This is a genomic window from Vreelandella hamiltonii (genome assembly GCF_014651795.1).
Classification (GTDB): domain Bacteria; phylum Pseudomonadota; class Gammaproteobacteria; order Pseudomonadales; family Halomonadaceae; genus Vreelandella; species Vreelandella hamiltonii.
In genome coordinates, this window is record NZ_BMXO01000009.1 from 139,774 (window position 1) to 157,928 (window position 18,155).

The window sequence follows — 18,155 nt, forward strand, 5'->3', positions numbered from 1 at the left end:
CTCAACGCCCCGCCAGAAGGTCGGGTAGCCACATGACGATGTCTGGCCAAATCATGATGGCAAAGGTGAACAACACCATGATGCCCACGAAGGGAATCGACCCCATGATGACGTCGTTGAAGCTGCCGCCATCCTTGCGCACGCCCTGAACCACGAACAGGTTCATGCCCACCGGTGGTGTGATGAGGGCGATCTCGCACATCAGCACGATGAAGATCCCAAACCAGGTGGGGTCGATCCCCACCGCCATGACCATGGGCACGGTAATGGGTACGGTCAGTACCAGCATCGACATGGCGTCCATGAAGGTGCCCAGAATCACGTAAAACACGAATAGCACCAGCAGCAGCGTCACTGCCGTCAGGCCGAAGGAGGCGACCCACTGGGTAAGTGCCTGGGTAACCCCCAGCATCGAGATGGTGACGTTGAGCAGCAGGGCGCACATCAAGACGATGATCACCATGCCCGATGTTTTGGCCGCCTGCAGCGAGCAGTGAATCAACAGGTCCAGCGTCAGCTTGCCACCAACGGCGATGAAGCCAAGGGCGATGACCACGCCAATGGCGGCGGATTCGGTGGGGGTCGCCAGGCCGCCGTAGATGCTGCCCATGACCACGCCAAAGATGACCACGGGAGGAATCAGGTGCTTCGACAGCGACAGCTTGTCCTGAAGCGAGACATTGACCTCGACCAGCGATGCCTTGCCCGCCTTGCCGTGGGCGAGCCACAGGTAGAGCGAGAACAGCAGCGCCAGGGCAATGCCCGGTATCAACCCGGCAGCAAAGAGCTGGCTGACGGAGGTATTGGCCAGTTGGCCATACACCAGCAGGTTGATGCTGGGGGGAATGAGAATCCCCAGCGTGCCGCCCGCTGCCAGCGAGCCCAGCGAAGGACGAATGGGGTAGCGATACTGCTGGAGCGCCGGCAGGGCGATGGTGCCTACGGTGGCCGCGGTGGCCACCGAGGAGCCGGAGGTGGCGGAGAACAGCGTGCAGGTAGCGATATTGGTATGCAGCAAACCACCCGGCAGGCGATTGAACCACACCGCCAGCGCGGCATACATGCGGTCCGCGATGCCGCCGCGTAACAGCAGCTCCCCCAGCAGCATGAAGAGTGGAATGGCGAGCATCGACGGGCTGTTCAGGCTGCTCCAGACGACGCCGCCCATCATGTTCACCAGCGGGGCGCCGTACATCAGATAGCCGCCCGCCACGCCCACCAGCAAAATCGACACCGCCACTGGCAGGCTGAGCAGCATCAGGGCCAGCATAACCATGAACGCCCCTGCAATGACCGGAATACTCATGGCAGTGCTCCTTTTTCACGCTGCTCGAGGTCGGCCAGTTCGGCTTCGAGTTCTTCACTGGCTGAAGCAGGGCCGAAGCGCTGGTTCAGTGCGGGCCAGTCTCGCCGGATCAGCAGGCGCAGGGCTTGCAGGGCCAGCAGGGCCGCGCTCGCCGCAAAGATGCCCATGGCCACCAGCCAGACCGCTTGAGGGTAGATCAGCGGCGTGGCCCAGGGGGTCTGGGCGATGGAGCGGTAGTTATGCGTGTCGAGTACGGTCTGCACGGTAAAGTACAGCAGAAAGGCCGCCAGCAGCCCCAACGAGAGGGCTGCCAGGGCATTGAGGATCGCTTTGACGGTGGTGGGCAGGCGCATGTGCAGCAGATTGATGCGAATATGCGACTGCTCGATCATGGCGACGCCGAAGGCCAGAGGCGCCGCCACCGCAATGGCGTAGCCTCCCAACTCATCGACGCCGCCAAACGACAGCGAAAAGAATTTGCGAATCAGGGTCTCTATCGTGATCAGCACGGCCAGCAGTAGCATGAACGTGCCGAACAGAATCCCCATCAGGCGAGCACAAAAAGTCATACGGGTCTCCCGGTAACGTTACAGGCCAAGCTGAGCGCCGACCGTTTCGCGCCAGGTGGCTTCGCAGTCGGCGGCCACGTTATTGCACTGGGTGGCCCACAGCGGCAGGGACACTTCCTCTACGGCGGCGGTGACGGCACCCAGATCGGCGTCGGAAACGGCGACTTCGGTCAGCGCATACTGGTTGCCGAACTCGCAGGGCGACTCACCGGCGTTACAGCGCATGGCATCTTCGTAAAGCGCTTCGGAGTAGCTCCAGATGTCGTCGCTGAGCTCGGCAATGGCCGTTTCCAGCTGGGACTGCTGGGTCTCATCCAGGCGGTTCCAGGTGTCCAGGTTGATGGCGTAGCCATTGATGGCCAGCTGCAGAGCGATGGGCAGCACGGTGGTCGTTGCCTCTGGCCAGCCGCCGGCGTTGGCCGAGGCAGGGCCGGTGATGCCGCAATCCACGACGCCCCGAGAGAGCGCTTGTTGCACGTCGCCGAAGGGCATCGAAATGCCGGTGGCGCCCAACTGGCCAATGAAGTTGGCTGCGCTCTGGTCACCCACCCGTACGCGCAGGCCTCTCAAGTCTTCCAGGCCGGAAATATCCTTGTTGCAGAAGATGACCTGGGGACCGGCAGGCCATACGCCCAATAACTTGGCGTTGAAGCGGGACTGCAGGCGTGAATCCACATAATCATAAAAGGCCATGACATTGTCCCGGCCAGTCTCGAAACTGGTATTCAGGCCGATCAGGTCCATCCCGAGCACCGAGGGCTCGTCACGGCTGACCTGGGGGCCGCGCAGCGAGACGATGTCGAAAAGACCGGAGTTGAGGATGCGTAGCCCGTCCGTATCGGGAATGCCTGCCACATCTACCGGAATGTACTGCACGCTGGCCTCCAGGCCGCTGTGCTCGGCAAGATTTTCGAAGAAGGGCCGCTCCTTGTTCTGGGCAATCAGCCCCGAACCGGCAGGTTGGCCGAGCACTTTGAAAGACAGCGTATCGGCGTGGGCGGCGCTGCCGATCACAGCGGCGGAAAGGGCGGTCATGAGAAGAGTGCGCTTGAACATGGAGGCTTCCTGTTATCTGTAGTGGGTGCGATGTGGTACGCCAGGCCGGGCGTGTTGCTCACCGCGCATCCTGCGCAGCGTCTGTTAAGTAGATCCATATTTCATGCCACAAGCGTCATGAAATTTAAATTTCATATATAAAACAGGCAGAAACCACGCGTTGCCCAAATAATGGGGTAACACGACATGGGGCGTGAGAGACAAAAATGCACCTTGAGAGTGCATTCTGATAGGGGCGTGAACTAGAAGGGTGCTTCAAACAAGGCAGCCGCTCGTCGAAATGGCTCGATTAAAGCTCTTCAAAGCGGTCATTGAGGGTTTCGATGCGGCTCAAACGCTGCCGCGAGGCGTCTCCGGCCAGCTCGATGGTGCGCATGATCAGCAGATGACAGAGGGTCATGACCGCAGTGTGATTGAACAGCGGCCCGGAAGCGTGCGTATGGCAGCGAAAATGCCAGGTAGCGGAAGGGTGAGTGTCCGTGCCTTCGTCGGTGATATACACCAACGAGGCCCCGCACTCCTTGGCGCTGCTCAGCAGCTGTTCGGTCGTCGCGACTCGGCGACGTAACCCCAACACGATGACGCTGTCTTCCGGGCCAATGTCGGCAAGGTGCTCGCCCAGGGTTTCGCCCGGGCCGGGAATGGCGGCGATGTCTCCGGTTACTTGCAGCAGCTGCCAGCGCAGGTAGTCGGCCAGCGGGCGGCTAGCGCGATAGCCAACGACCCAGATTTTACGTGCCGCCAGCCATGCGTTGGCGACGGCGTCGATATCGGCTTGGGTGATGGCGGCAAAGGTTCTGTCCAGGTTGTCCTTGCTGAAGGTCAGCCCCTGGGCAAGCCAGGATTCGGATTGGCCGAGACGCTGAGCGGGGAGAAACAGGCGCGACCCCGTCGTCTGCTCTTCGCGGGCATGCCTGCGTGCGGCTTCGTAATTGTCATAACCCAAGCGCCTGACGAAACGCGATACCGTCGCCTTGGAAACTTTTGCAAAGCGTGCCAGCTCCTGGGCATTGTAGCTGGCCAACTCGCCGGGAAAGTCGCAGACGAATTCACCCAGCCGCCGCTCTGCTGGATGCAGGGAGGGCAGTGCATGGCGAACACGGGCAAGAAAGGAGCGTTCTTTCGAAGCGGGCGGCATGACAGTATCCTGAAACCACGATTTCTTGAATGATGCGGGTTATCAGGCGTCAGGACAAGATAGCTGCGCCAGCCGTCACTGCGGCTGCTGCTCGGTGAAGCGCTTCATAATGGCCAGGGTCGTATCACTCACGTGGTGCTCCATGCCTTCGGCATCGATGCGCGCGGTGCTGTCTTCGACGCCCAGAGCGCGCAGAAAATGCAGCACGATGTCGTGCCGAGCGCGGGAGGTTTCGGCCATTTTCTGGCCTTCTTCGGTCAGAAACAGCGAGCGGTAAGGCTGGCTGGTGACGAGCCCCAGCTCGTTGAGTCGCCGAATCATCTTCGACACGGTGGCCTGGCTGACGGCCATGCGGTTGGCGATGTCTGCGGCTCGGGCCTCACCGCGGTGACGCAACAGATCACCGATCAGCTCCACGTAATCTTCGATGAGCTCGGTTTCATGAGCGTTGCGCACGGTTTCATACTGCTGAGCGTGCTGCTCCACTGGCGGTAGGGCGTCACCGCTTTTCTCACATGAGGCAGGAGCGTGCCGCGGGTCGTGATCACTCATTGGCAATATTTATCAAGGTTAGTGGCATCGTTGATTGGTGATGGTAGCGCATTTGAACGGATAATTGTTAGCCAAGGCTAAACTATTTGCACTTGGCTTTTTCTTTGAGCTACAGTGATATCATATGTGAGTTTACACGGGGGCAGTTGACGATGGCGAAATCTTACGGATGGATGTTGATGGGGGCCTCTTTGGCCTTCGGTGCGAGCACGTCCTCGGCGTATGCCAATGAGCTGTTGCATCCGCCCATCAACGTGGCCGTCACTTTTTCGGTGCTGGGCGATCTGGTGCAGCGGGTAGCGGGTGACGATGCCGAAGTGACCGTGCTGACGCCCATCAACGCTGAAGTGCATGAGTGGGAGCTGACGCCGGATAATTTTGCGGCCCTCGAGAAGGCCGATATGGTCTTCTACAACGGTTACCAGCTGGAGCAGTGGATGCGCCAGGTGGAAGCCACGGTATCGCAAGGCGTGCCCGTGCTGGCCGTGGCCGAGGACTCGGGCTATCCCACGCAGTCGATTGCGATAGGCGACATGGAAGGCGATATCGACCCGCATCTGTGGATGGACCCGCGTGCCGCCAGCGCCTACGTGCAGGCCATTGCCAACGCCCTGGAAGAGCGCTTGCCACAGCAGGCGGAAGAGATTCACCAGCGTGCCAGCGCGCTGGAAGACGAGCTGCACGCACTGTATGTCGAACTGCAAGAGACCCTTGAGGCAATTCCCGAGGAACGGCGTGTGCTGCTGTCCAGCGAGGCGGCGTTTCTCTACTTTGCCGATGCCTTTCACTTCAAGCACGATGGCATCTGGGGCACCAATGCCGAAACCGAAGGCTCTCCACGCCAGCTGATGCGCATCATCGATTTGATCAATGAGCGTCAGCCCGCCGCACTGTTCTGGGAAAGCACCATTTCTGACCGCCATGTGACCAGCATCGCCCGTGATACGGGGCTGCCGGTGGCAGGCCCACTTTACGTGGACTCACTCAGCGAGCCGGACGGGGTGGCGGGTGACTACTTTGCCATGCAGCGCCACAATGCCGAACTGCTGCGCCGTTATCTGGGTGTCGAGTAGGCCAACATGAACAGTGCTTCGTCACTACCTCCGGCTGCCATTGAGGTGTCGGGGGTCTATGCCGCCTATCAACGCCAGCCGGTGCTCGAAAACATTCAGCTGAGATTGCCGGCGGGGCGTTGGACGGCTATCGTCGGGCCGAACGGGGCCGGCAAGTCGACGCTGTTTCATGTGCTGACCGGTAGCATGAAGCCGCTGCGTGGCCAGGTGATGGCGTTCGGAGAGCCCATTCAGCGGCGCCGCAAAGCTGGTGGTATCGCCTATATGGCGCAACGTGAAGCGATCGAGTGGGACTTTCCCATCTCGGTATGGGACACCGCAATGACGGCGCGCTACGGCCACATGCGCCATGACCCTTTATGGCGGCGTCTGCTGCCTGGGCGTTGGCAGGCTCCGAGCCACCGTGACGTCGTGAGCAAGGCGCTGCAGGACGTGAATATGCTGGACATGGCCGAGCGTCCCATTGGGGCGCTGTCGGGCGGCCAGAAAAAACGTGTGTTGTTGGCCAGGGCGCTGGCCCAGCAGGCCAGTATCCTGTTGTTGGACGAACCGCTGGCGGGCGTCGACCCGCCCAGCGAGCAGCTGATTCTCGATGTGCTCAAGCGGGAGCGAGAAGCGGGCAGGACCATTGTCATGGTGACCCATGACATGCCGGGAGCGCGCCGCTATGTGGACCATGTGGTGCTGATCAACCGCTTCATCCGCGGGGCGGGGCCCCCGGATGAAATGCTCAGCGACCGCAGGCTGGCCGAACTGGCGGTGAGCGCCCAGCCAGCCCCCGATTCCTTTACCTTGCAACAGACCAGTGCTCCTGCTTTGATGCCTCAATAACGGTCAATTTCAACATGTTAGATACACTGGATAGCATGGCCAGCGCGCTGATCGCTGGCCTGCTGGCGGCGCTGATGGTGCCCATCAATCTGTTACCCGATGCCATCTCCGATGCGTTTCAGTACGCCTTCATGCAGCGTGCGCTGCTGACCTCGATGCTGGTGGGCGCCATCTGCGGTCTGCTCTCCTGCTACGTGGTGCTCAAGCGCTGGTCGCTGCTGGGGGATGCGATTTCCCACGCGGTCTTGCCTGGCGTGGCGATTGCCTACCTGTTGGGGCTGCCGTTTTTCATTGGCGCTTTCGTGACGGGGGCACTGACGTCGTTGGGCATCGGTGCCATCGAGCGCCATACCCGCATCAAGTCGGACGCGGCCATGGGTATCATGTTCACTGGCGCTTTTGCGCTGGGTATCGTGTTGATCAGCAAAATGGCCTCCAGTACGCACCTGATGCATATCCTGTTTGGTAACGTGCTGGGCGTACAGCAGTCGGCGCTGATGCTCACGCTGGCCGCCAGCGTCGTGGCGCTGCTGGTGATATGGCTCGCCTTCAGGCCGCTGATGCTCTACGCCTTCGACCCCACGCAGGCCCAGGCGCTGGGGTTCAATACCAGCGTCATTCATTACGGCCTGATTCTGCTGCTGACCCTGACCATCGTGGCAAGCCTGGAAACCGTAGGCATCATTCTGGTCGTTGCCATGCTGATCACCCCTGGCGCAACCGCCCACCTGCTGACCGACCGTTTCACAACGATGCTGTTGATTTCCACCAGCGTCGGTGTGGGGTCGGCGGTGCTGGGGCTATGGCTCTCTTATGCCTTCGATGTGGCTTCGGGAGGCACCATCGTCCTGGTCGCCACCAGCTGCTTCTTCCTGGCGCTGCTGTTTTCTCCTCGGCATGGCGTGCTGATGCGGCGCTGGCGGCATCGCCAACTAGGACGTTAAGAGGATGCCCACCCGGTCACGATACAGGAGTAATCCACTATGCCAAGGACCTGGTGTTGTTGATTAGTGACCGGGGCTAGCGAAAGGCCAAATTGACCAAATAGCCGAGCACAGTTACGTATGCTCATTTCGGGGCGGACGCTGATGACCGGCTTGGTCATGATTTCGTACAGGCTGACGCGTTCTGTCGAGCGATTCGCCGCCAGTACCTTTTTGGCAATGTCCGTTGCGAGCACTATTCCATGCTCATCGGTTGCGTCACGTGGTTGTATGATCAAGACGTTAACGTTGTGTTTGCGCATCACGTCGATGCCTTCTGCAACCGTCAACAGGCCATCGACCAGCCTGTATTGTGAGTGCATGATCGTTTCTGCCGTTGGTATGGCACTTTGATGCTCTAACATGCTCACTCCCTGTCTGCTGGCTGACCAAGCACCTCGGTCAGTGATTTGATTTGATGCTGTACGCCCACGGCATCTTCAACGTCTATCTGAAACGCGATGCCAGTGCCTGGTGTCTCATCGAACTGACCTACCTCCGCGATGGACTCCAGAATGAGTCGGCTAATATGCTCTTCGGTCAGGAACAGGAGCACGTCCCGCTGAGCGGTGATTTCCATGCCAAAGATGCCGCGTGCTTTTTTGAGTCCTTCGCCCCTGGCATTATTGATGACGGTCGCTCCCGTTGCGCCCGCATCACGAGCCGCCTTGAGGACATCATCGGTCAAGTCGTCTTCAACCAGTGCTACGATGAGTTTAAAGCGCATTACGTTTTCCTTCGTTGGTTAACCTTACGCTGAGTCTGCGGTCTCTCCATTGAGCGATTTGGGCATAGCCCATCACCGTGATGATGGGAAACAGGCAGGCCAGCGCAATCATCCCAAAGCCATCCATGAGTGCGCTTCGCCCTGGAATAGAGGAAGCCAGGCCAAGCCCCAGAGCGGCGATAATAGGAACTGTTATCGTAGAAGTCGTCACGCCGCCGGAATCAAACGCGAGCGGAATAATGCTTTTTGGCGAGCGCAACGTTTGCAAGATCACCAACGTGTAGGCACCCAATACAAACCACTGTAGTGGCCAGCCCATGACAATACGCCAGGCCCCTAGCGTGATGCCGAAGGCCATGCCAAGTGCGACGGCGAGGCGCAATGTAAACGGTCGAATGGTGCCGCCGGATATTTCTCCAGCTTTGATAGACACTGCAATCAGCGAGGGTTCAGCGATGGTGGTGCTGGCGCCAATGGTAAAGGCAAAGATGTATACCCAGTAATAGTCGCTCCAGTGGCGCTGGGCGCCATCGGCGAGCCCGGGGAGAAAGTCAGCATTGGTCAGCTGGCCGGCCATGAGCTCTCCCATCGGAAACAGCGCTTGTTCCAGACCCACTAGAAAAAGTGATAATCCTACCCAAACCATGACAAAGCCCACGATGACTTGCGGCAGGCGTTTCACACGTTTGCGGATGACAAGATATTGAAAACCAAAAATAATCGCGGCGATAGGAAAGATATCGAGTAGCGTACTCCAGAGCGTAATAAGCAAATTCATGGATTGATCCCCTTGACCAAATCGAGTCCAAAAATGCCAAAGAGCAACACAAAAATAATCGGCATGACGGAGGCGAAGGCAATCAAGCCAAAACCATCCAGCATGGGGTTGCGGCCCTTGATACTCGAGGCGAGACCGACTCCCAGGGCCGTTACCAGCGGCACAGTAATCGTCGATGTTGTGACGCCCCCAGAGTCGTATGCAATACCGACGAGTTCGCTGGGTGCAAAAAGGGTCAGCAGCATGACCAGCGCGTAGCCGCCAATAATCATCAAATGCAGCGGCCAGCCCTTGAAGATGCGCAATACGCCAAGCATGACGGCGGTGCCTACCGAGCAGGCAACAACCATTCGTAGCGTGAAAGCAAACGAGGCTTGTGACTCACCGGTGTTGGCAATCAGGCCCCCTGCAGCAACCACCTCGCCTGCACGAGCAGCCACTGCAATCAATGCTGGTTCAGCCACGGTGGAGCCAAACCCCAGAGCAAATGCGAACAGCAGTAGCCAGGCGATCGAGCCCTTGGCGACAAAGGCTCGAGCGAGGTTTTCTCCTAAAGGAAAAAGGCCAAGCTCCAGCCCTTTGATGAATAGTGTCAGGCCTACCACTACAAACAACAAGCCTATGATCAAGTCCAGGAAAGCCAGGCTTGCGGGTAGCGGCTGACCGATCACGACCAGCTGAAAAAAGGCCATGACAGCCACGACGGGCAGCAAATCCCGGAGGCTGTCTTTAAATTGATGAAGCAGTGAAGTGACGATATTCATGAAGTCTGGGGAAGTCCGTAAACGTCAGGGCAATGACTTGATATTAATCAAATGATCATGAAGCAGGCCTGATATGGCGCAAGCTTTGGGTCGAAAATACCGTTCAACACAAACGACTGCCCATCAACAGCAGGCCCGCATCCAGCGAGTGCCACCCCCACCAGGCAAGGGCACTTCCCCCGGCGATGGCCAGCGCCCCCAGCAGCGCTAGCGAAAGAGTCTGTGGTGTCATGGTGTCACCTGCTTGGGAGTGGTGCGTGCCAGCGGTTTTTCGCTGATGAACCAGTGCAAGGCGGCGGCCACCACGGAGAGCACGATGGCGATTTGCCAGACGGTATCGTAATGACCGGTCATGTCATAAAGGTAGCCGCCTAGCCAGACGCCCATGAACGACCCCAACTGGTGGAACAGAAACACGATGCCGCCCAGCATGGAGAGGTGTTTGACGCCAAACACCGACGCCACGATGCCGTTGGTCAGTGGCACGGTCGAGAGCCACAGCAAGCCCATGGCGATACCAAACGCGTAGGCACTGTAGGCGCTGAGGGGTGCGACCAGAAACGCGGTGATGACCACGCCTCGGATCAGGTATAGCCAGCTGAGCAAGCGCGGCTTGGACCAGATTCCTCCCATCCAGCCTGCCGTATAGGTGCCCACGATGTTGAACAGCCCCACCAAGGCCAGAACGGTGGTACCCACTTGCACGGCAAGCCCGTTATCGAACAGGTAGCCCGGCAAGTGCACGGCAATGAACACCACCTGAAACCCGCACACGAAAAAGCCCAGGCAGAGCAGCCAGAAGCCTTTTTGCCCGGCGGCTTCGTTGAGCGCGTCGCGCAGGCTCAGGTCGCCTAGCGCATGGGGGCGTGGGCGATCCTTGAGCATGGCGCCCAGCGGAATCATCACGGCGGCAATCATGCCCATGGCCAGCAGGGCCGCCGACCAGCCCAGCCACTCGATCAGCCCCAGCGTGCCCGGCAGCATGGCGAACTGGCCAAACGAGCCCGCCGCACTGACGATTCCCATGGCCATGCTGCGCTTTTCGGCAGGCACCGCCCGCCCAACAGCGCCCAGGATCACCGAGAAGGTCGTGCCAGAGAGGCCGATCCCGATCAGCAGGCCAGCGCTCAGGGTCATGCCCAACGCGCTGGTGGAAAGACTCATGAAGCACAGCCCCAGCACGTAGAGCACGCCCCCGGCCACGATGATTCTGGCCGCGCCGAAGCGGTCTGCCAGCGCGCCGGTGAAAGGCTGTGCCAGGCCCCACATCAAATTCTGAATGGCCAGCGCCAGGGCAAAGACCCCGCGCCCCCAGCCAAGCTCACTGCTCATGGGTTCGAGGAACAACCCGAAACCGTGGCGCAGCCCCATCGCCGTAGAGATGATGAGGCTGGCCAGAAGAATCAGCAGCAGGGAGGAGTGTCGTGTAAGGGCCATGACGGGTCTCGTTGTTGTTCGCTGGTTAACACGTTAACCAACTATCGCATGGCTTACGCGGCTTTAGAAGCTTCCAAACAGCGTGCCCAGCGTAATCACGCTGATCAACGCAAAAATCGGCAGCACGATAGTGACCATGGCCACGTTGGCATAGGACTGGCGGTGCGTCAGCCCGCAAATGGCCAGCAGCGTGATCACTGCCCCTGAGTGGGGAAGCGTATCCATGCCACCCGCGGCCAGGGTCGCGACACGGTGCATCAGTTCAGGATTGATGCCCGCCTGCTGCGCCATGGCCAGGTATTCATCACCCAGGGTTTGCAAGGCAATCGACAGGCCGCCCGATGAGGAGCCGGTAATCCCCGCCAGCACGCTCATGGCCAAGGCTTCGGAAATCAGCGGGTTGCCGGAAACGTTGAGCACGGCATCACGGATGATCATGAAGCCTGCCAGGCTGGCAATCACTGCCCCATAGCCCACTTCGGAGGCGGTATTGAAAATCGGCAGCAGCGAGCCAAAGCAGCCCTGGTTGATGGTGTCTTTCAAATCTTTCCAATGGTTCCAGCGGGTAATGATCAGCCATGCCGAGGCGCTCAGCAGCGAGATCAGGATCGCCCACAGGCCAGTCTGGCGGCTGGGGGTGATGTTCTCGAAGGCGTCGCTGATATAGCTCAGATCCATGGCGGGGAAAACGCCATAGGTAAACAGCGCGTTCAGGCCGATGACCATGATCAGAGGAATCAAAGCGACTGCCAAGGGGAGCGTGGAGGCGGGCGTGTCGTCCTGCCGGGGGGCGACTTCACGCTCGGTATGCGTGCCGTAGCCTTCGCCGTTGGCGGCTGCCTTGCGAACCCTGGACTGCAGATAGTAGGTGCCCAGGCCCAGCATGATAAGCCCGGCAATGATGCCCAATCCGGGAGCCGCAAAGCTGTTGGTGCCAAAGTAAGGAATGGGAATGGCATTCTGAATGGCTGGGGTGCCTGGCAGGGCCGTCATGGTAAAGGTAAAGGAGCCCAGCGCGATGGACGCAGGTATGAGCCGCTTAGGCACATTGGCCTGACGGAAGAGCTCACGGCTGATGGGATAGATGGCAAAGGCCACCACGAACAGTGACACGCCACCGTAGGTCAGTACGGCACAGGCCATGACCACGGTCAGCACCACGTGATGCGTGCCCAGCCGCTTGACGATACCGTTGGAAATGGACTGCGCGGCACCGGAGTCGGCCATCAGTTGGCCGAACAGGGCGCCCAGCAGGAACAGCGGAAAGAACTGAGTGACGTAGTTACCCAGCGCCCGCATGAAGGTGTCGGTGTAAATGGGCAGCAGCAGGCCGCCATCACCGGAAAGCAGGACTGCCAGCGACGCCATGAGCGGTGCCAACAGCAGCACTGAGATGCCTCTGTAAGCCAGTAACATCAGCAGTATCAGGGAAATGAGAATGGCGAAAATGTCCATGCAGGCTCCTAAGACATTGTTAAATTAGCAGTGCCGGTCATCAATGAAGGTCCCGATACTAGGAGGATTGTTGCATAGCAGCAAGAGCGCTGTGACTAAAGTCTTAGCCGCTGTGCCAGCGTACTCGGGGATCAGATAAGCCTGATGAAGGGCGCGCTATCTGCTAAAATCCGCCGCCTGGTTTTAAAGGCATGGTTTAAAAACCTGGTTTTAAGTGCCTGGTTTCAAGAACTTGGTTTTAAGAACCTGGTGAAGACTTCGTATTAAAGACGTTCCATTAGCTCTGGATATCTCCATGAATGCAGTCATTCTTGCAGTGCTCGTGATGGTGACGCTGTCACTTCTTCGTGTGTCGGTGGTGTTTGCCCTGGTGGTAGGGGCCCTGGTAGGAGGGCTGGCGGGTGGACTGTCGCTGGATGACACGCTCAGCGCTTTCAATGATGGTGTGGGAGGCGGTGCCCAGGTGGCGTTGGCCTACGCCACGCTGGGGGCCTTTGCGGTCGCTATTTCTCGCTCCGGCCTGCCGGATTTGCTGGCCACGCGGTTGATCAAGCTGTTGGGTAAGGAGGCCACGGCAGCGCATCAGGCGCGGGTGAAAATGCTGCTGCTGGGCGCCGTGTTGCTGGTGGCGATTTCTTCTCAAAACGCCATCCCGGTGCATATTGCGTTCATTCCCGTCCTGATTCCGCCGCTGCTGGTGGTCATGAACCGCTTGCAGCTGGACCGCCGCGCGGTTGCCTGTGCGCTCACTTTTGGTCTGACGGCACCCTATATGCTTCTGCCAGTGGGCTTTGGGGCCATCTTCCTGAACGACATACTGCTGGCCAACCTGAATAGCGCAGGGGCGGCGGCGGGGCTCGACATCACTCGGGGCATGGTGCCCATGGCCATGGCCATCCCCGTGGGCGGAATGGCCATCGGGCTGGTCGTCGCCCTGCTGTTCAGCTATCGCGGTCAGCGCCACTACGCCGCCAGGCCGCTGGCCGCACCTGCGGGTGAGCAGGCGCATACGCCCGCCGAGCCTCATATGCTGGGGTTGGTCATGTCGGGGGTCGCCATCGTGGCTGCGCTGGGCCTGCAGCTGTATACCGGTTCCATGATCGTGGGCGGCCTGGTGGGCATTGGCCTGCTGTCATTGGGGGGGATTTTCAAATGGCGTGAGGCCGATGATCTGTTCACCAGCGGCATGCGCATGATGGCACTCATCGGTTTCATCATGATTTCAGCGGCAGGCTTTGCCGAAGTGATGAAAGCCACGGGGGATATCGAGGCTCTGGTGGCGGGCGCCTTCGAGCTGTTTGGTGACAATCGCGGCCTGGCTGCGCTGGTCATGCTGCTGGTGGGGCTGTTCATCACGCTGGGCATTGGTTCATCGTTTTCTACTATTCCGATCATTGCCGCCATTTTCGTCCCATTGGCGATTCAGTTCGGGTTTTCGCCCATGGCCACCGTGGCCTTGGTGGGCACCGCGGCGGCATTGGGCGATGCGGGCTCACCGGCATCGGACTCCACTTTGGGGCCCACTGCCGGCCTGAACGTGGACGGCCAGCATGACCATATGTGGGATAGCGTCGTGCCGACCTTCCTGCACTATAACCTTCCGCTGATTGCGTTTGGTTGGCTGGCGGCCATGTCGCTTTGATCTGCGCATCATCCGAAAAAGGCCGCCAAATGGCGGGCGGCCTTTTTTGTCTGGCGGTTGGCGTGCGCTGCTTACTGTTTGGGCAGGTGTGCCTCGAAGGCGCTCAGTAGTCCACGGAGTAGCGATAATTCCTTGCGGCTTGGCTGGGCACGTGAGAACAGTGCCTGCAACTGCTCTTCGGTGCGTGCGTGGGGCTGGGTCAAAAAACCGCTCTCGTGCATGAGCCGACCCAGGTGCTCCTGGAAGTAGCCAAACTGTTCGCGACTGGGCGGCGCCGCTTCCAGGGGCCGTTGATAGACGAAATCACTGTCGTCGCGCCGTCGCCAGGCGCGATGCACTTCATAGGCAAGAATCTGCACGGCTTGCGAGAGATTCAAAATGCCGTAATCCGGATTGGCCGGTATGCTGACCTGGTGGGTGCAGCAGCGGATCTCGTCATTGGTCAGGCCGGAACGCTCGCGGCCAAACACCAGCGCCACGGGGGCTTGATGGGCATTGACGATGACCTGGTGTGCCATGTCGTCCGGTTCGTCGAAGTGGGGGAGCGGCATGCTGCGTAATCGGGCACTGGCCCCGACCACTTGAACGCAGTCCTGCAGGGCGTCTTCCAGGGTGCTGACGCAGCGTGCGTTGTCCAGCACATCGGTAGCGCCCGCCGCCAGTCGAGTGGCCTCTTCGTCAGGAAAAGCACGTGGGTTGACCAGCACCAGCTGGGTCAGGCCCATGGTTTTCATGGCGCGGGCGGTGGCGCCAATATTGCCGGGATGAAAGGTGTGTACCAGCACGATACGAATATTGGAAAGCACGGGACGTCGAACCTGAAAGCTGCCAAGAAGAAAGGGGATGGTAACACGCAAAGAACCCCGCCGAAGCGGGGTTCTGAAGGACGTTTTACGTCAGAGCGAGGTGGTGGGGCTCACATCATGCCGCCCATGCCACCCATTCCGCCCATGCCACCCATGTCCGGGGCAGCTTCTTTCTCTTCCGGGTCGTCGGCGATCATGCACTCGGTGGTGATCATCAGGCCCGCAACGGAACCGGCAGACTGCAGCGCAGTACGGGTCACTTTCGCAGGGTCGAGTACACCCATTTCGAACAGGTCGCCGTATTCGCCGGTCTGTGCGTTGTAGCCGAAGTTGCCTTCGCCATCTTTCACACGGTTGATGACCACCGCAGACTCTTCACCGGCGTTGGTGACGATCTGACGCAGCGGCGCCTGCATGGCACGCAGGGCCATGTTGATGCCGTGGTTCTGGTCTTCGTTGTCACCGGTCAGGCCTTGTACCTTGGCCATGACGCGTACCAGCGCCGTGCCGCCACCAGGTACCACGCCTTCTTCGACGGCAGCGCGAGTAGAGTGCAGCGCGTCTTCGACACGTGCTTTCTTCTCTTTCATTTCGACTTCGGTAGCTGCGCCTACGCGGATAACGGCAACGCCGCCTGCCAGCTTGGCAACGCGCTCTTGCAGCTTCTCTTTGTCGTAGTCAGAGGAGGTGTCTTCGATTTGCGCGCGGATCTGATTGACGCGTGCTTCGATGTCACCTTCTGCACCAGCACCGTCGATGATGGTGGTGTTCTCTTTGGTCATGGTAATGCGCTTGGCAGTACCCAGGTGATCCAGGTTTGCCTGCTCAAGGGTCAGACCGACCTCCTCGGAGATGACCGTGCCGTTGGTCAGGATGGCGATATCCTGCAGCATGGCCTTGCGACGATCACCAAAGCCGGGTGCCTTGGCAGCCGCTACCTTGACGATGCCGCGCATGTTGTTGACCACCAGCGTGGCAAGCGCTTCGCCTTCGATGTCTTCGGCGATGATGGCCAGCGGCTTACCTTGCTTGGCAACACCTTCCAACACCGGCAGCAGCTCGCGGATGTTGGAGATTTTCTTGTCGACCAGCAGGATGTAGGGGTCTTCCAGCTCGACCGCCATGGTGTCCTGATTGGTGACGAAGTAGGGAGAGAGATAGCCACGGTCGAACTGCATACCTTCGACGACTTCCAGCTCGTCTTCGAAGCCGCGACCTTCGTCAACGGTAATGACGCCTTCTTTACCTACTTTATCCATCGCTTCGGCAATGATCTCGCCAATGCGCTTGTCGCCGTTGGCAGAGATGGTGCCTACCTGAGCGATGGATTTGGTGTCGGTGCAGGGCACGGACATGGCCTGAATTTCCTTGACGGCAGCGGTGACCGCTTGGTCGATGCCGCGCTTCAGGTCCATCGGGTTCATGCCAGCCGTCACGCCTTTCAAGCCTTCTGCAACGATGGCTTGAGCCAGCACGGTAGCGGTAGTGGTACCGTCACCTGCGGCATCAGACGTCTTGGAAGCCACTTCCTTGACCATCTGAGCACCCATGTTCTCGAACTTGTCTTTCAGTTCGATCTCTTTGGCGACGGAAACACCGTCTTTGGTGACGGTCGGGGCGCCGAAGGACTTGTCCAGTACCACGTTGCGGCCTTTCGGGCCCAGCGTGACCTTGACGGCGTTTGCCAGGATATCTACACCACGCGCCATGCGTTTACGAGCGTCATCAGAGAACTTAACTTGCTTAGCAGCCATGTTCGTTACTTCCTAAATTGAAATTGAACGATGAACGTAAATGGGTAGCCGAGGCGTCTTAGCCTTCAACGACCGCCAGGATATCGGCTTCACTCATGATCAGAACTTCTTCGCCGTCGATCTTCTGCTTCTCGACGCCGTAGCCGTCCTTGAAAATCACCGTGTCACCCACTTTGACATCCAGCGGGCGAACGTCGCCGCTTTCAAGAATGCGACCATTACCAACTGCCAGGATTTCGCCACGCGTGGGCTTTTCCTGTGCATTGCCCGGAAGCACGATGCCGCCAGCGGTTTTCTGCTCTTCTTCCACGCGACGGATCACAACGCGATCGTGCAAAGGACGGATATTCATGCTCACGTTCTCCTGAGTAGTGTCAAAGCCCCTTGGGGCCATTAGCTTGAAGGAATTTCCGTGGGCAGCACCCGCGGAAAGCGAAGGCCTGTTGCCTTCATGTCAATGGTAAGCCATCAGGCATTACCGAAGTTGTGTGCTGACTCAAAAGTGGGGGCTGGTCACTACCTTTCAAGGGGGCGCTATAAAAAAAATTGCGGATTATCTGTGCGCCTGATCCGTTGCTGCTCAATGCCTGCGAGAAGACTCATCCTTGCTGATGAAGTCTCCTTCCAGCGGACTCTCCGAGGAGGTCGAGCCAGGCTCGTGCTGATGGGGTGGCTCACGCTCTGGGGCTGGGCCTTGACGGGTGACCAGCGAGGCCTTTACGCCTAGCCAGGCCATCAGCTTCAACAGCAGCTGCCGCGCGCTGGGAAGCAGGCACGCAATGCCCAGTGCATCCGAGAGAAAGCCGGGCGCCAACAACAGGGCGCCACCAAAAATCAGGGCCGCACCTGTAAGCACTTCCTGGGACGGGATTTCTCCCATCTGCATACGCTGGCGAGCACGCGCCAGGCTGGAAACTCCTTCCTTGCGAATCAAGTGCAGCCCGATAAACCCCGTGCCTAGCACCAGTGCCAGCGTCGCCAGAAGCCCGATCCGGCTTCCCACGGTAAAAAGAAGCACAAAGTCCAGTAGCGTGAACAGGGAAATAAAGAGAAGAATGGGCATGACCGACTCCAGAGCAGGCGTAATGAGTCAATATGGTGTCAGAATTATCGAACATCGCGAAAAACCTCGTACTTCTAGTGCGAGGATGGATAGCGAGGGGCGCGAGAGCGCCCCTGGTCCGGCCTCGATTGTTGCTCAATATACTGCTTGACCATGCTCAGGGGGGCGCCTCCGACACTTCCCGCAAAGTAGCTTGGACTCCATAGCGCATTTTTCAGGTA

At 59.2% G+C, this 18,155-nt stretch carries 21 protein-coding genes; 4 read left to right on the forward strand and 17 right to left on the reverse strand.

Annotated features, from left to right (window positions below; translation table 11 throughout):
• Nucleotide 1: 1 nt before the first annotated feature.
• The 5 genes from IE061_RS10900 to mntR all read right to left on the reverse strand — a co-directional run bounded on the left by IE061_RS10900 (nucleotide 2) and on the right by mntR (nucleotide 4,621).
• A complete protein-coding gene (locus tag IE061_RS10900; RefSeq protein ID WP_016913684.1) occupies nucleotides 2-1,306 on the reverse strand; it encodes a TRAP transporter large permease in 1,305 nt (434 codons plus the stop codon).
• Nucleotides 1,303-1,875: a TRAP transporter small permease subunit gene (locus tag IE061_RS10905; RefSeq protein WP_100730578.1), complete on the reverse strand. Its 573-nt coding sequence runs from the start codon at nucleotides 1,873-1,875 to the stop codon at nucleotides 1,303-1,305. Before IE061_RS10905 ends, IE061_RS10900 begins: the two co-directional genes overlap by 4 nt.
• 18 nt (nucleotides 1,876-1,893) lie before the next feature.
• Entirely contained in the window at nucleotides 1,894-2,931 is a 1,038-nt protein-coding gene (locus IE061_RS10910) for a TRAP transporter substrate-binding protein (RefSeq protein WP_193461609.1), read from the reverse strand.
• Between the two features lie 289 nt (nucleotides 2,932-3,220).
• Nucleotides 3,221-4,069 (reverse strand): MurR/RpiR family transcriptional regulator, encoded by an 849-nt coding sequence (locus tag IE061_RS10915; protein WP_193461610.1) that lies wholly within the window; start codon nucleotides 4,067-4,069, stop codon nucleotides 3,221-3,223.
• Nucleotides 4,070-4,144: 75 nt separating this feature from the next.
• Nucleotides 4,145-4,621, reverse strand: coding sequence for a manganese-binding transcriptional regulator MntR (gene mntR, locus IE061_RS10920; protein WP_193461611.1), 477 nt, complete (start codon nucleotides 4,619-4,621; stop codon nucleotides 4,145-4,147).
• Between the two features lie 152 nt (nucleotides 4,622-4,773).
• On the opposite strand from mntR, the gene IE061_RS10925 reads away from it, so the two are divergent.
• The 3 genes from IE061_RS10925 to IE061_RS10935 are packed head-to-tail and all read left to right on the forward strand — an operon-like array spanning nucleotide 4,774 to nucleotide 7,469.
• On the forward strand, nucleotides 4,774-5,694 hold the full coding sequence (locus tag IE061_RS10925; RefSeq protein WP_193461612.1) for a metal ABC transporter substrate-binding protein: 921 nt from the start codon (nucleotides 4,774-4,776) through the stop codon (nucleotides 5,692-5,694).
• Nucleotides 5,695-5,700: 6 nt separating this feature from the next.
• Nucleotides 5,701-6,525 carry a metal ABC transporter ATP-binding protein gene (locus tag IE061_RS10930; protein ID WP_193461613.1) on the forward strand — a complete coding sequence of 275 codons (825 nt, stop codon included), beginning with the start codon at nucleotides 5,701-5,703 and terminating at the stop codon, nucleotides 6,523-6,525.
• A 14-nt stretch (nucleotides 6,526-6,539) separates the two neighbouring features.
• On the forward strand, nucleotides 6,540-7,469 hold the full coding sequence (locus IE061_RS10935; protein ID WP_308428140.1) for a metal ABC transporter permease: 930 nt from the start codon (nucleotides 6,540-6,542) through the stop codon (nucleotides 7,467-7,469).
• Here the strand turns inward: IE061_RS10935 and IE061_RS10940 are convergent.
• The 7 genes from IE061_RS10940 to IE061_RS10965 form a co-directional block, all read right to left on the reverse strand.
• Nucleotides 7,466-7,873, reverse strand: a complete 408-nt coding sequence (locus tag IE061_RS10940) for a CBS domain-containing protein (RefSeq protein WP_016913693.1) — start codon at nucleotides 7,871-7,873, stop codon at nucleotides 7,466-7,468. The two genes, IE061_RS10935 and IE061_RS10940, sit on opposite strands and share 4 nt — an antisense overlap.
• A 2-nt stretch (nucleotides 7,874-7,875) precedes the next feature.
• On the reverse strand, nucleotides 7,876-8,235 hold the full coding sequence (locus tag IE061_RS10945) for a P-II family nitrogen regulator (RefSeq protein ID WP_016913694.1): 360 nt from the start codon (nucleotides 8,233-8,235) through the stop codon (nucleotides 7,876-7,878).
• Entirely contained in the window at nucleotides 8,225-9,013 is a 789-nt protein-coding gene (umpB, locus tag IE061_RS10950; RefSeq protein ID WP_081193337.1) for a Na,Li,K/H(+) antiporter subunit UmpB, read from the reverse strand. Before umpB ends, IE061_RS10945 begins: the two co-directional genes overlap by 11 nt.
• A complete protein-coding gene (locus IE061_RS10955; RefSeq protein WP_016913696.1) occupies nucleotides 9,010-9,777 on the reverse strand; it encodes a DUF1538 domain-containing protein in 768 nt (255 codons plus the stop codon). Before IE061_RS10955 ends, umpB begins: the two co-directional genes overlap by 4 nt.
• A gap of 103 nt (nucleotides 9,778-9,880) precedes the next feature.
• Nucleotides 9,881-10,009 carry a hypothetical protein gene (locus IE061_RS18195; protein ID WP_254893766.1) on the reverse strand — a complete coding sequence of 43 codons (129 nt, stop codon included), beginning with the start codon at nucleotides 10,007-10,009 and terminating at the stop codon, nucleotides 9,881-9,883.
• Nucleotides 10,006-11,214, reverse strand: a complete 1,209-nt coding sequence (locus tag IE061_RS10960; protein ID WP_081193335.1) for an MFS transporter — start codon at nucleotides 11,212-11,214, stop codon at nucleotides 10,006-10,008. The genes IE061_RS18195 and IE061_RS10960 overlap by 4 nt, the downstream gene beginning before the upstream one ends.
• Nucleotides 11,215-11,277: 63 nt before the next feature.
• Complete coding sequence (locus IE061_RS10965) at nucleotides 11,278-12,669, reverse strand: GntP family permease (RefSeq protein ID WP_189463985.1); 1,392 nt, start codon at nucleotides 12,667-12,669, stop codon at nucleotides 11,278-11,280.
• Nucleotides 12,670-12,964: 295 nt separating this feature from the next.
• Between IE061_RS10965 and IE061_RS10970 the strand changes: the two genes are divergently transcribed.
• The gene (locus IE061_RS10970; protein WP_193461614.1) at nucleotides 12,965-14,311 is read left to right on the forward strand and encodes a Na+/H+ antiporter family protein; all 1,347 of its coding nucleotides are present in this window, start codon (nucleotides 12,965-12,967) and stop codon (nucleotides 14,309-14,311) included.
• A 71-nt stretch (nucleotides 14,312-14,382) separates the two neighbouring features.
• Here the strand turns inward: IE061_RS10970 and IE061_RS10975 are convergent, their stop codons facing one another.
• The 5 genes from IE061_RS10975 to IE061_RS10995 form a co-directional block, all read right to left on the reverse strand.
• Nucleotides 14,383-15,117, reverse strand: a complete 735-nt coding sequence (locus IE061_RS10975) for an RNA methyltransferase (protein ID WP_062360679.1) — start codon at nucleotides 15,115-15,117, stop codon at nucleotides 14,383-14,385.
• A gap of 110 nt (nucleotides 15,118-15,227) precedes the next feature.
• Complete coding sequence (groL, locus tag IE061_RS10980) at nucleotides 15,228-16,871, reverse strand: chaperonin GroEL (RefSeq protein ID WP_081137258.1); 1,644 nt, start codon at nucleotides 16,869-16,871, stop codon at nucleotides 15,228-15,230.
• A gap of 58 nt (nucleotides 16,872-16,929) precedes the next feature.
• Nucleotides 16,930-17,223, reverse strand: a complete 294-nt coding sequence (locus IE061_RS10985; protein ID WP_016913703.1) for a co-chaperone GroES — start codon at nucleotides 17,221-17,223, stop codon at nucleotides 16,930-16,932.
• 228 nt (nucleotides 17,224-17,451) lie between these two features.
• Nucleotides 17,452-17,934: an FxsA family protein gene (locus IE061_RS10990; RefSeq protein WP_096923073.1), complete on the reverse strand. Its 483-nt coding sequence runs from the start codon at nucleotides 17,932-17,934 to the stop codon at nucleotides 17,452-17,454.
• A 74-nt stretch (nucleotides 17,935-18,008) separates the two neighbouring features.
• A partial coding sequence (locus IE061_RS10995) for a transposase (RefSeq protein WP_193461615.1) occupies nucleotides 18,009-18,155 on the reverse strand: 147 nt, incomplete at its 5' end.